Here is a 13,184-nt window from a genome sequence, read left to right as displayed (position 1 = left end):
GTATTAAGCCCTTAACATGCGATTGCTAGCCTCGGATGTTAGGATTTAATTGAGCGCACTAAAATAAAGTGCCGTGTTTTTATAAATCCACGCATTTATTAACCAGTATTTTCATTAACCAGGGTGGTGCTATGACAAATCATGGAGGGAAGTCGGTGTTTATCGCATCGGCAGTGATTATTTTCGTCTTAGTGATTGTGGGGCCGCGTTTCCTGTCGCGTTTGGTAATGCTGCTGAGGCCGCCCTCACATCGATTACCGAGCTATTTGGCTGGTTCTATCTCTTCTCTGTATTTGGCTTTGTGGTGTTCCTGATCGGCCTTGCGCTCAGTAAATACGGCAAAGTACGTCTGGGACCCCAGGACAGTACGCCCAGCTACAGCTTTTTCTCATGGATCAGCATGCTATTAGCGGCAGGTTTTGGTGTTGGCCTGGTGTTTTACGGCATGGCAGAGCCTATGACGCCTTACATTAGTCCGCCTTACGGAGATGTCCCTGCAGAAAGCGAAGCGGCTGCACGCTATGCCATCCAGTACAGCTATTTTAACTGGGGTATTCACCAATGGGCGGCATTCTCTGTGGTGGGGCTGGTTGTTGCTTACTTCCAGTTCCGGAAGGGACAGGCAGGCTTGGTGTCTTCCGTACTCTCGTCGGTGACGGCTAAGCATCCTCTCGTACGTCCTTATGCTTCTTGGTTGGATGTATTTCCGTGGTTGCAACCGTAATGGGGGTGGCGACGTCGCTAGGACTTGGCGTATTACAAATGAATGGCGGTCTTAACGCGGTATTTGGCTTGCCAGAGAATGGGCTTTGGCAGTTTGTCATTCTATTTGTGATGTTCTGCGCCTACATGGCATCTACTTGGTCAGGGTTAGATAAAGGTATTAAGCGCCTATCCAACTTAAATATGGTGCTATGTATCGGCCTAATGCTCTATGTGCTGGTCACAGGGCCTACTATCGCCATCCTGGAGACCATTACTCTCGGTATAGGCGATTATCTGCAAAACTTTATTGGAATGAGTCTGCGGATTTCGCCCTATAGCGACAATCAGTGGGCCAGTAGCTGGACCATCTTCTACTGGGCTTGGGTGATTGCCTGGTCGCCCTTTGTGGGCACCATTGTGGCACGTGTGTCTCGCGGGCGTACTATTAAAGAGTACGTATTTGGGGTGTTATTTGTGCCGCCGCTTTTGGCGTGCTTGTGGATCGGCGTATTTGGTGGTGCGGCGCTTAACCTGGAGCTGAACGGCACCGATGTAGGCCTGGCTGCGGCCACCGAAGCCAACCATCACCGTCGCCCTGTTTGAGATGTTTGATTTGATGCCGTTCTCGGGCGTGCTCTCCGTGGTGGCCATGCTGCTGATTTTTATTTTCCTAGTGACTTCAGCAGACTCCGCTTCGTATATTGTGGCGCAGATGACGGATAATGGTTCCATCAATCCACCACTCTATAAGCGCGTGGTATGGGGCGTGCTGATCGCGGCGATTTGCCTTACGCTTATCGTGGCGGGCGGTCTTTCCGGCTTGCAGTCTGCGGCTGTGCTGTCAGCGCTGCCGTTTACCTTTATTCTGTATATGATGGTGATTGTGCTGGTACGCGAGCTGCGTGCGGATCGTAAAGCGATGCTGACCCAGCTCTACCGTCGCCACGGTGAGACCCCCGTGGGGGCTGATGCCTTTGAGGCGGAGCAGTTAGGGGAAGAGGAGCGTCTGCGCCGTGCGCCCAGCGTGGTCAATCGGCGTATGAATAGCTAAACAACGGCTTCGATAGAGGAAGCACCTATGGAAACAGCGTGCTGATGGCTCGACAGGGACGTCACGGGGCAACGCGAAGGCAGCCAAAAGGAGCTGCCTTCGACCGTTGGTTAGATCGGGTGGTCACCGTTGCGGTAGTCACTGCGATGGTGGTCGGCTTGTCAGCGGTCATTGCCCACTGGTTGCTGTGACGTAGAGCCGATTGATGCCTACACGAACGCCCGGCTACGCCGGGCGTTCGTGTATCTCGATGCGGTTCCTGCCGCGTCGTTTGGCATGGTAGAGCTGTTGATCGGCTTTGTTGAGCAGGTCATCAGGGCTAAGCGGCTGCTCAGGTGTCGTGGTGGCAATGCCCATGCTAGCCGTTAGGTGCGAATGAGGGCTGGAGTAGGCATGTGGAATAGCCAGTGACAGAATGGCTTGGCGCAGGAAGTTGGCAATATTCATCGCCTCATTGGCATCTTTGCCAGGCAGTACACAGATAAACTCTTCACCGCCGTAGCGGGCCAGCAGGTCGCAGCTTGAGTCGATACACTGATTGAGTACCGTGGCTACTGCACGCAGGGTGTCATCGCCCATGCTATGACCATAGTGGTCGTTAAACTCTTTAAAATTGTCGATATCGATAAAAATAGCCGATAACGGTTGCTTAGCACGCGTTGCCCACTGCCACTGTTGCGCTAAAAACATATCGAAGTGGCGACCGTTGGCCACGCCGGTTAAACCATCGTATGTGGAAAGCTGGTGCAAATGATCACGCTGCGCTAACCCTGCCTGAAACTCATTCAGCAGGTGATCCAAGCTTTCCACCAAGTGGCCAAGCTCGTCATCGTGATGGCCCTTCAGAGTGGGTTTGGGCCACTGGCCTGGCCGCGTTGGGTCAGTTTGCGTGATCGCCGCGTGCACTTTTAACAAGGGCCGCGTAATAAAAATATGAAATAACGCAATCACTAGACCACTGAGTAAAAAAGCCTCCAAAATGCTTCTTCCTACCACCGCATAACCACGGGCTAAGAACTCTCGGGTCAAGTACACCGTATCCAGGGAGAGCGATATCTCACCGACTGTCGCTTCTGGGGTATCGCTACCCATGTAATACCGCAGCGGCATCTCATGATAAACAATATCCCCAAATAGCTGCTTGCTGAGCCAGTTGGATGCATTGGGCTGTGTAGGGTAGAACTCCGCCAGGGCGCGCCCAAAGTCGTCGCGAATGGCCACCTGGGAAATCTCGCTATTGCTAAATAAACCAAAAGCGATTTGGTGCGCTAAGTCAGGGTTAAGCTGGAAGGGGGCTTCCGCCGCCGCGCCATTAACAATAGCGAGCTGCTGTGAGGTGCGCTGTTGCACATTTTCACGCATGCTGCTGGCGTGGCCGAGTAGCTCAATGCTGCCCGCAATAAGGCTAATGACAATCGCAATCAGCAGGGTAAGTAGTGCCTGCTTGAGCGTTAAACGGCCGCTGGCTAATGGGGGCTTGGCGACACTCACGGCATCGACTCCATTGGGGTAACAAACGAGGTGTCAAGATGCCGCTGAAGGCGGTTAATCGTGTCCATCTCGACGCTTGGGTGGCAGGCGAGGTAAAGGGGCGCATAAAAGAAGGTGAGCAGGTGTTCAAGCTTGAGCCCTTGCTCTTCGGCAAGGTACTCGCCAGTAGCGCGCCCGGTAACGATAACATCCAGTAGCCCGGCGGCCAGTCGTGCCATGTTTTCACGCTCGGTAGGCGCGCGGAGTACGTTAATACCCCGTTCTTCCACATAATCGCCTATGGCATCTTCTCGAAAGCTACCTACTTGCCAATGGTGTAGGTCAGTAAGCTGTGCCAATGACAGTTGCCGTTCTGCTAGGCCAAAGACTGACCACTCGTTAATCACCAGCGGCCCCACCCAGCGAAATTGTGGCTCTCTAGCGGCAGTGCGCGTGGTGGAGTAAACACAGTGATGCTCGCGCAGTCGTGCCTCGGTATAGGCGCGTGCCCAGGGCAGTATCCGAAAGCGAGCCTCAATGCCTGCATGGCGCAGCGCATTACGCAACTGCTGGGTGGCAATACCCACCACAATGCCTTGATCGTTTTGATAGTTAAAAGGCGGGTACTCTTCCGTATTGATGGTGAGCGACGGTGCCTGGGCGAATGCTATGCTACTGGTATGTCCGCTAAACAATACACCTCGGACAACCAGTACCCAGTAAGGCTTTGCGGGGGAGAACAGCTGTCTAACCATCACTACCTACCTGTGTGGCCGCTGAGAAGGAAGTGACACTATCAAAAGCGTGCTGCAATTCGGCGACTAGCTGCGGGTCTGTGCCAAGATTGATGGCAAAGTATAAATAAGATTCGCTGAGTGTGTAGAGAGGCGTCACAATGTCCTTGGAATACCCTTCCTGCTCGGCAATCCACTTCGCGACATCGGCACTGTAGGCCCATAGGTCGACTCGCTCATGTAGCAGCATATGCAGTGCGCTGCGGTTGTCCATAGCAGGCCTAATCAGCGCCTCTGGATAACCGGCTTCTACCAGTGCCTGAGCGCCGATATCTTCACGAATGACGGCAACGCTCAGCCCTTGCTCAATCGCAGCGTCAAGAGAGCGGATGTGAAGAGGCGTATTGCGACGGGGAAGCAGCACTACTTGGTCCTGGGCAATCGGGCCAACCCAGTGAAACTGTGCTTCTCTGGCGGGCGTGCGAGTCGTCGAAAAGAGCACGGTGTTGGGTTGGCTGAGCGCGAGGTCATAGCCACGCACCCCGGGATAATAGCGAATATTGCTGCGATCTAGCTGGGTCTCCGCATGTGCTAGCATGTCTTCTAAGAGGTTCACCGACGTGCCAACCATTTGGCCGCCATCGCGATAATTGTAAGGTGGGTACTCTTCGGTACTAAATGTCAGGGAGGCAAGAGAGGAGGGAAGGGTGTCAGCAGACAACGGCAGAATAGCAAAAGCGCACCCTAGCAAGAGTGAAAGAGTGGCTAGTAAACGCTTTTTTATAACGGTGCCATACGCCATTTAATTGCGCCCTCCTGTGGTTAGGGAATCCAGTAAAGTTAGATTAACTTTGTGGCGATGTCATCTTTATTCTGTTAACGCTACCCATAACGATGCATCACAGCTAGCTGGTAGTCTTATTCCTCTTTTTAAGAGAGCACACTATGCCGCCCACAACCCCCACAATGGCCGCGTCTCCCTATGCTTCACGCCGTGAGATTTTCGGCTGGGCGATGTTCGATTTTGCCAATCAAGCGTATACGCTGCTGATTATTACCGTGGTATTTGGTGAGCTGTTTACTACCGTAATTGTCGGTGAGCGTAACGATGGCTACCGCTTAGCTAACTTTTTATGGAGCTTAGCCTTAGCCATCAGTTATTTACTGGTGGTGATCAGCGCTCCCCTGTGTGGCGCCATCATGGATTACCGCGCTGAAAAAAAGCGCTTTCTTCTGTTTAGCTACATGGCGACGGTGGCAACCACGGCCATGCTCTACTTCGTTGAGCCCGGCTACGTGGTGTTAGGCCTTCTGTTAATCGTACTCTCAAACTACGCCTACTCCATGGGCGAGTCGTTTATTGCCGCTTTTCTGCCAGAGTTAGGGCCGCCGATGCGCTGGGTAAAATTTCCGGCTTTGGTTGGGCATTGGGCTATATTGGCGGCCTATTGGCCGCAGGGTTTACGCTGATTGTGCTAGGAGAGGCAACGGCTGACAATTTTGAGCGTATTCGCTGGGTAGGACCTTTTGCAGCAGGGTTCTTTTTAGTGGCGGCGATCCCCACTTTTTTATGGCTGAAAGAGCGCGGCGTACCTAAACCCCATGGCGTTTCTTATCGGCAAATTGCCCAGCAGCGGATTTTGGGTACTTTTCATGAGCTGCGCTACTTCAAAGACTTAAGCGTTTTCTTAGTGTCACTTCTATTTTCGATGGCAGGCGTTTACATCATTATCGCCTTTGCTTTTATCTACGGGGCCCAGGTGATTGGCTGGGATGAGAGCGTGCGCAATATCATGTTTATTATTGTGCAGGTCACCGCTGCTGCGGGAGCCATCGGATTTGGGTTTTTACAAGATAAACTGGGCGCTAAACACACTTATCAAATGACACTTGCTCTCTGGGTTGCGGCGATTGTCGCGATTTGGGCAACGCCGGCGTTAACCGAGTGGCTCAATCAGCAGTTTGGGTGGCAGTGGCAGGCACAGCACTTGTTTTTAGTGGTCGGCTGCTTAGCCGGGTTGAGTTTAGGCTCTAGCCAGTCGGCCAGCCGCGCGCTGGTGGGTGTCTTTTCACCGCTGGAAAAATCAGCGGAGTTTTTTGGCTTCTGGGGCTTGGCAAACAAACTGGCGGGGGTGCTGGGCATCGTCATGTTAGGGGTGTTGCAAACGCTGATTGGCCTTCAAGCGTCTATTCTTTTATGTGTTGGGCTATTTATTGCGGCGATGCTAATTTGCGTAGGCGGAAATGAGCGCCGTGGCCGTGAGGCGGCAGTGGCCTGGAAAAGTTCTTGATGCCGTGAGGTGAATAATGGCAAGACACAGGCCACAGCAGGGCGGCATTGTGATGATGCTGCTATTTTGGGTGCTGTTAATGGCGGTAGGAACGTGGTGGATTCCGGGCGGTCTTGACGACATGCTGAACCCTAACGTGCACATCATGAATACCTCCCCAGACAACGGCCCGGTAACACTAAAGCGTAACCGGGCAGGGCATTTTGAAGCACCGGGTCAGATCAACGGTGAGCCTGTGACGTTTTTGTTGAGTACCGGCGCCACTTATGTAGCGGTGCCTAGTGAGCTAGCTAAAAGGCTAAGCTTAGCGCCAGGGGGTCGTGCTTGGTTTAACACCGCCAATGGCCGTGTCGAGGGTAATCTGACTCAGCTAGATGAAGTAGTGCTGGGCGGTATTTAGATGAACAACGTGCAGGGCTCTATCAGCCCCGGCATGGAGCGCGATACGGTGCTGCTTGGGATGAGCTTTTTAAACCAGCTAGCGATTGAGATTCGCGGCGGGGAGATGGTGCTGCGCTTGCCAGAGCCTTAGGGCGACTTGTGCGCGCTTCAGTCATGTGCTTAGCTGAAGACTCATCGATGCCAACACGCTAAGGAGTTGCTATGGGTATTGAAGTCGGTGGTTTGCTCGGTCTTATTTGGCTCATCATTGTGGTATGGGCCATCGTTAAAGTGGCAAAAAGCTCGGCTAGCGGGCTTGCCAAATTGCTATGGATTATCGCGCTACTGGTGTTTCCCCTGGTGGGGTTGATTGCTTGGCTCCTGTTCGGCCCCAAGGGATAGCCATCTTAACCATGAAGGCGTATTAAAAAGGCAGGCCTCGACAGCCCTGCCTTTTTCTTTATCTGCGCATCGTTAATCGAGCGAATCGTTGCTTTCGCTGGGCGGCGCTTTATAGTGCCCGGGAATTTTTAACTTCTCTCCGTTGGGCAGGTCGCGCACTTGCGTTGGTACATAGACACGCTTAATGACACTTTTGGGCTTTGCCATCTCCCATGGCGATCTCCTGCTGTCAGATTGTCGACAGTTCGCCACCTCACATTAGCGCTTGGTGGTGGAAGAATCAAGTTGCTCAAGACGCCCTCTAACTAGGATGCATACGCAACGTTAATCAAGGGGCAGGCGTTTGCAAGGTTTTAAGGTATCCTGGAAGCTATCCACAACCTGCTTTTGCACAGGGTGAGCGGGTGATAATACAAACTGCCTAAGCGGAGTGAAGAAAAAGGATGGTAGATCATTTGGAACAGCAATTTCAAGCACTTGGGGCGCAGGAATCGGTAACTCCCGACTACCCTGACCAGGATCATGTGCTGATTATTGAAGATGATCAGCGCTTGGCCGAGCTCACCCGCGATTATCTGGAAGCAAACGGCTTTCAAGTGACGCTAGAAGCGGATGGTGCCAAAGGCGTAGATCGTATTTTAACGCTGCAGCCGGACCTGGTTATTTTGGATCTGATGCTACCCGGTGAAGATGGTTGGCCATTTGCCGCCGCGTGCGGCCCAACTTTGCTGGCCCCATCATGATGCTGACTGCCCGCCCCGATGACCTTGATCAAGTGCTCGGGCTAGAAATGGGCGCGGATGACTATGTGCCCAAACCGGTGCAGCCCCGCGTGCTGCTAGCCCGTATGCGTGCGCTTCTGCGTCGCGCGGACGCGCCAGCCCCCGATGGTGAAATGCGCCTTAAGTTTGAGAACCTGGAGATTGATAACGCCACGCGGGAAGCCTGGCTCTCCGGTGAGCGTATCGACCTGACCAGCGCAGAATTCGACCTGCTGTGGCTGCTAGCGCGTAATGCTGGCCGTGTGCTGACCCGCGAAGAGATTTTCAGCGACTTGCGAGGCATTAATTACGACGGCCAAGCCCGCTCTATTGATGTGCGCGTATCGCGTATTCGCCCAAAAATTGGCGACGACCCTAACCAGCCGCACCGTATTAAAACCGTGCGCAGTAAAGGCTATCTGTTTGTTAAAGACAGTTAAACAAGAGAGGTCGCCTAATGCGGCGAGTGCTTAGCCACGGCTCGTTTTTACGCTTCTACCTACTGCTGGGCCTAGCGCTGTGCGTGGTGTTTTTTATTGCGCTAGGGGGGCGTTCTTTTATAGAGCAGGTGCGCCGGGAAGATTATCGCGAACAGCTCGCCGCGCTGCCTATGTCATTAATGACACAGCAGCTTGCCAGCGTGCCCATAGATGAGCGTGAAACGCTGTTAGGCGATTTTTCCGAGCAGCTAGGCATGCAGCTGGTGCTGCGCGACATGAACGACGCCCAGTTAGGCTATTTCGAGCGGTCGCGAATTGAGCGGGGCACGGTGTTAGTGGCAGAGGAGCCTTGGCAACTGCGCCAGCGGTTGCCCACGGCTAACACCAGCGGAGAGCTATGGATGCTGGAAGCCACGTTTGACGCTTGGAGCGAGCGCCAGTGGCAGGGCAGCATGGTGTTGTTGGGTGAGTGGCTGGCCGACATGCCAGAGGAAGAGCGGCTGGCGGCGCTGGCCGAGTTACGCCCCGGCAGTTTGGCGTTAAGCCTGCTCAACGCACTTCCCGACGACTTGACCACCGAACAGCAGTTTCAGCTAACGCTCGGGGGTGTGATAACCCGGCTAGTGACAGACAAGCTATCGATTACGCTACTTTATCAATTGCCTAATGCCTCGGGAGAGGCCGACCAGTGGCTTCAGTCTGGGCCTATCTCCCGAGGCGATACGCTGCCGCTCAATTTGCACTTGCCGCTGCTCGTGGCGCTGATGGTCGTGCTAAGCCTGATCATTTATCTGATTATGCGCAGCATCGAGTCGCGCATGGCGCGGCTAGAGCTGGCGGCAACCCGTATTGCCAGTGGCCGGTTGGAAACCCGCGTCAACGTCGAAAGCGGCGACTTTCTGGGGCGCTTGGGGATGGCCTTTAATGGCATGGCGAACCAAGTGCAGAGCCTGCTGCGTGGTCAGCAAGAGATGATTCGCGCTGTCTCCCACGAGCTACGCACCCCGGTGGCACGCATCCGCTTTGCGGTACAGATGGTCGAGGACATGACCGACCAGCCTGCCATTCAGCGTCAGCTCCAGGGTATTGATGCAGATATTGCTGAACTGGATGAGTTAGTGGACGAAATTTTGACCTATGCGCGCCTAGGTGGCGAAACGGTCAATGGCGCAGAGCTGGAAATGGCGTTGGTGGAGTGCCGGTCTATGGCGGAGCGGGTGATTGATACGCTAGCACCGCTGCACAGCGGGCAGACCTTAACCCTGGTGCCGGGGCCTGATATTGAGCTGTTGGCAGAGCCGCGCTACCTGCAGCGGGCACTACAAAACCTAGTGGGCAATGCTTGCCGCTACGGCAAATCTCAAGTGGTGATTCGCCTTTGGGATGAGCCGCGCCTAGTGCGTATTGATGTAGAAGATGACGGCCCGGGACTTCCCTTCGATGCCCGAGCCGATATCTTCAAACCCTTTGCGCGCCTGGACGATAGCCGCGCCCGCAGTTCTGGTGGCTACGGCCTTGGCCTGGCGATTGTGCAGAAAATCATGGCTGGCCACGGTGGTAGTGTCACCGTGGACAGCAGCCCTGCGCCAGGCGGCGCACGCTTTACGCTGTTGATTCCTCGTCGCGGTTCGCCGGGTTAATCCCTGATAGCACCGCAAAGGAGGTCTCCTTGGCGGTGCGCAAAAAGTCTTGCATCCACGGCGCTTCCGCCGACTCCTCACGAATAGCGGCGTAGAGCGTGCTCCAGATGCCGTGCTCGCCTAGCTTCACCGCGCTGACGTAGTCGCGCTCTAAATACTCCGTGAGCGCCCAGTTGGGCAGCGCACACACGCCGCGGCCACTGGCCACCAGCTGCATCATCATAAGCGTCAGCTCTGCGGTGCGAATCTCTTTAGGGCGCACGTTGGCTGGGGCCAAAAATTGGGTGAAGACATCCAGGCGCGACTGCTCCACTGGGTAGGTGATCAGTGTCTCCTCGGCCAGCGCGCTAGGCTCAATATAGGGTTGGCCCGCAAAGCTGTGTTGCCGGGCAACCGCTAGCAGCCCCTCATAGCGAAACAGCGGCACATAGTGAACACCATCCAAGGGTTGTGGGTCGGCGGTGATCACCAAGTCCAACTGCTCGCGGGCAAGCGCAGGCAGCGGGTCAAAGTGGTGCCCACTGGGAATATCGATCTCCACTTCCGGCCAGTGGTCGCGGAAGTAATCCACCGTGGGCATGAGCCACTGAAAACAGCTATGGCACTCGATGGCCATGTGGCCGCCCCTGCCCGGTGCCCGCCAATCGGGCCAGGTCCCGCTCAGCTTTGCGGACCTCCGGCAGAATCTCATCAGCCAGCGCCAACAGCCGCAGCCCTGCCCGGGTAAACTCTACCGGCCGTGTTTTACGCACAAACAGCGCGCTATCCACGCGGCTTTCCAGATCTTTCAATTGGTGTGAGAGGGCCGACTGCGTTAAGTGCACCCGCTCGGCGGCTTCTACAAGAGAACCGGTTTCGCGTAGGGCCAGCAGCGTGCGCAAATGGCGCAATTCAATCATTGTGAGTATTTTTCATGTTTGATATTAGAATCTTTAGTTTGATTCACGTTTGGGTGGCGCTCAAACTGTGTGAAATCATTCACGTTGGAAGGATTCATCATGACAGTTTCTCATATTCTCGGCTATCCCCGCATCGGCGCACAGCGCGAGCTGAAAAAAGTCACGGAAGCTTACTGGAAGGGCGACGTTAGCCGTGACGAACTGGAAGCCGCAGGCCAAGCGCTGCGTCTTACCCACTGGCAAACTCAGCAAGCCGCGGGGCTGAACATGGTCAGCGTGGGTGATTTCGCATTTTATGACCAAGTGCTGAACGTTTCTGTGATGCTGGGGGCGGTACCTGACCGCTTTCACGCCCAAGACGAGGTCAGCGCAGGCCGCGTCGACCTGGATACCGCCTTTCGTATGGCCCGTGGCCGCGCGCCGAGCGGTACCCCGGCGGCGGCCTGCGAGATGACTAAATATTTCGATACCAACTACCACTACCTAGTGCCGGAGCTTCATAAAGGGCAGACGTTTACCTTAGCCTCCACGCGGCTATTTGACGAGGTAGACGAAGCCCTGCAGGCGGGCTTTACGCCTAAAGTAACGCTGACCGGGCCGCTGACATGGCTATGGCTAGGCAAAACCAAGGGCAGTGAGTTTGACCGTCTTGAGCTTCTTGAATAGCGTACTGGATGTTTACAGCGAGACGTTTTCCCGCCTAGCGACTCAGGGTATTGAGTGGGTGCAGCTAGACGAGCCTGCGCTGGTACAGGATTTACCGCTGGCTTGGCAGCAGGCCTACGAGCGCGCTTACCATCGCCTGCGGTCGGCCCCGCTGAAGCTGCTGGTGGCCCTTACTTCTGCGCGCTGGGCGATAATCTTTCGCTCACCACGCGGCTACCGGTAGAGGGCCTGCATATTGATGCCGTGCGTGCTCCTGAGCAGGTGGAGAGCGTGATTGACCGGTTAATCCCGCATCAGGTGCTCTCGGTAGGTTTAGTGGATGGTCGGAATATCTGGCGGGCCGATTTGGCAGCACTGCGTGAGCGCCGGCTGCCGCTGAAAGTGCGGTTGGGCCAGCGGCTGTGGCTCGCGCCTAGCTGCTCGCTGCTTCACGTGCCGGTCGACCTGCGTCAAGAGACCGAGCTAGACGCTGAGCTGGTGAACGGGCTGGCGTTTGCTCGTCAGAAGCTGGATGAAGTGGTCACGCTGGCGCGACTGATTGATAACCGTGCTACGCCGGAAGATGAGCAGCGCCTGAGCGAGGCAACCCGCGCCTTGGATGCGCGCCGGGAGTCGACGCGTATTCTCCCCAGCCCGCGGTGAGCGAGCGGCTAGCCGCTATCACGTCTCAGGATAGCCAGCGTCAATCGCCCTATGCACAGCGTACGCAAGCCCAGCGTCGTCTGCTTGCGCTGCCGCTTTTCCCGACGACGACGATTGGGTCGTTCCCGCAGACGGATGCCATTCGCTCTGCACGCCGGGCATTTAAAGCCGGTGAACTAAGCCAAGCGGACTATGAAGCGCGGATGCGCGAAGAGATTGCTTACGCCGTGGAGCGTCAGGAAGCGCTGGGCTTAGACGTGCCGGTGCACGGCGAAGCCGAACGTAACGATATGGTGGAGTACTTTGGTGAGCAGCTCGACGGTTTTGCGTTTACCCGCTTTGGCTGGGTGCAGAGCTACGGCTCCCGCTGTGTGAAGCCGCCTATTATCTTTGGTGACGTGACACGCCCTGCTCCGAGGACCGTACGCTGGAGCGAGTATGCCCAGACGCTAACGCAAAAGCCGATGAAAGGCATGTTGACCGGGCCGGTGACGATTCTGCAGTGGTCGTTTGTGCGTGATGACCAGCCCCGCGCCACTACCTGCCGTCAGATCGCCTTGGCACTGCGCGACGAAGTGTGTGACCTGGAAAAAGCTGGCATTCATGTGATTCAAATTGACGAGCCAGCGCTGCGTGAAGGACTTCCGCTGCGCCAAAGCGAGTGGCAAGCGTACTTGGACTGGGCTGTTGAGAGCTTCCAACTGAGTGCCGCAGGCGTGGCCGACCGCACGCAGATTCATACCCATATGTGCTATTCGGAGTTCAATGACATTATTGGTGCCATTGCAGCGCTGGATGCCGATGTGATCACCATCGAGACGTCGCGTTCAGATATGCAACTGCTGGATGCGTTTCAGGACTTTGCCTACCCCAATGAAATTGGGCCGGGCGTCTATGATATCCACACGCCGAATATTCCCGAGGTGGAGTGGATGGTGGCACTGATGGAGAAAGCGCTGGAGAAAATCCCAGCCGAACGCCTATGGGTGAACCCGGATTGCGGATTGAAAACCCGTGGATGGACTGAAGTAGAGCCAGCCCTCGCTAATATGGTGGAGGCCGCTGAGCAGCTGCGTCAGCGCTACGCTTAAGCCAAGCTGGC

Annotated in this window: 6 protein-coding genes and 6 pseudogenes; 8 read left to right on the top strand and 4 right to left on the bottom strand. The window is 55.3% G+C overall.

The window, feature by feature from the left end; genetic code table 11:
- The first annotated feature begins 131 nt into the window (after window positions 1-131).
- Window positions 132-1,756 (top strand): annotated as a pseudogene (locus B4967_RS06910) (BCCT family transporter).
- Between the two features lie 38 nt (window positions 1,757-1,794).
- Window positions 1,795-1,947 (top strand): hypothetical protein, encoded by a 153-nt coding sequence (locus tag B4967_RS18025; protein WP_161491479.1) that lies wholly within the window; start codon window positions 1,795-1,797, stop codon window positions 1,945-1,947.
- A 34-nt stretch (window positions 1,948-1,981) separates the two neighbouring features.
- Here the strand turns inward: B4967_RS18025 and B4967_RS06905 are convergent, their stop codons facing one another.
- Genes B4967_RS06905 through B4967_RS06895 form a run of 3 tightly spaced genes read right to left on the bottom strand, consistent with a single transcriptional unit; the run spans window position 1,982 to window position 4,591 of the window.
- Complete coding sequence (locus tag B4967_RS06905) at window positions 1,982-3,247, bottom strand: GGDEF domain-containing protein (protein ID WP_083024340.1); 1,266 nt, start codon at window positions 3,245-3,247, stop codon at window positions 1,982-1,984.
- A complete protein-coding gene (locus tag B4967_RS06900) occupies window positions 3,244-3,981 on the bottom strand; it encodes a substrate-binding periplasmic protein (protein ID WP_083024338.1) in 738 nt (245 codons plus the stop codon). The genes B4967_RS06905 and B4967_RS06900 overlap by 4 nt, the downstream gene beginning before the upstream one ends.
- A complete protein-coding gene (locus B4967_RS06895; protein ID WP_243470373.1) occupies window positions 3,974-4,591 on the bottom strand; it encodes a substrate-binding periplasmic protein in 618 nt (205 codons plus the stop codon). Before B4967_RS06895 ends, B4967_RS06900 begins: the two co-directional genes overlap by 8 nt.
- Before the next feature lie 335 nt (window positions 4,592-4,926).
- On the opposite strand from B4967_RS06895, the pseudogene B4967_RS06890 reads away from it, so the two are divergent.
- The 5 genes and pseudogenes from B4967_RS06890 (at window position 4,927) to B4967_RS06870 (ending at window position 9,875) form a co-directional block, all read left to right on the top strand.
- Window positions 4,927-6,251 (top strand): annotated as a pseudogene (locus tag B4967_RS06890) (MFS transporter).
- 16 nt (window positions 6,252-6,267) lie between these two features.
- Window positions 6,268-6,783 (top strand): annotated as a pseudogene (locus B4967_RS06885) (retropepsin-like aspartic protease family protein).
- Window positions 6,784-6,854: 71 nt separating this feature from the next.
- Window positions 6,855-7,034, top strand: coding sequence for a PLDc N-terminal domain-containing protein (locus B4967_RS06880; RefSeq protein ID WP_083024335.1), 180 nt, complete (start codon window positions 6,855-6,857; stop codon window positions 7,032-7,034).
- 443 nt (window positions 7,035-7,477) lie between these two features.
- Window positions 7,478-8,235 (top strand): annotated as a pseudogene (locus tag B4967_RS06875) (winged helix-turn-helix domain-containing protein).
- 17 nt (window positions 8,236-8,252) lie between these two features.
- Window positions 8,253-9,875 (top strand): ATP-binding protein, encoded by a 1,623-nt coding sequence (locus B4967_RS06870; RefSeq protein ID WP_083024333.1) that lies wholly within the window; start codon window positions 8,253-8,255, stop codon window positions 9,873-9,875.
- On the opposite strand, the pseudogene B4967_RS06865 reads toward B4967_RS06870, so the two are convergent.
- Window positions 9,838-10,774 (bottom strand): annotated as a pseudogene (locus B4967_RS06865) (LysR family transcriptional regulator). The gene B4967_RS06870 and the pseudogene B4967_RS06865 sit on opposite strands and share 38 nt — an antisense overlap.
- A 99-nt stretch (window positions 10,775-10,873) precedes the next feature.
- Here B4967_RS06865 and metE point away from each other — a divergent pair.
- Window positions 10,874-13,173 (top strand): annotated as a pseudogene (gene metE / locus B4967_RS06860) (5-methyltetrahydropteroyltriglutamate--homocysteine S-methyltransferase).
- The last annotated feature ends 11 nt before the right edge of the window (window positions 13,174-13,184 follow it).

Origin of the sequence: Vreelandella lionensis (genome assembly GCF_002087295.1) — a bacterium.
Taxonomy (GTDB): Bacteria; Pseudomonadota; Gammaproteobacteria; order Pseudomonadales; family Halomonadaceae; genus Vreelandella; species Vreelandella lionensis.
This window is presented reverse-complemented; position numbering and strand designations above follow the sequence as displayed.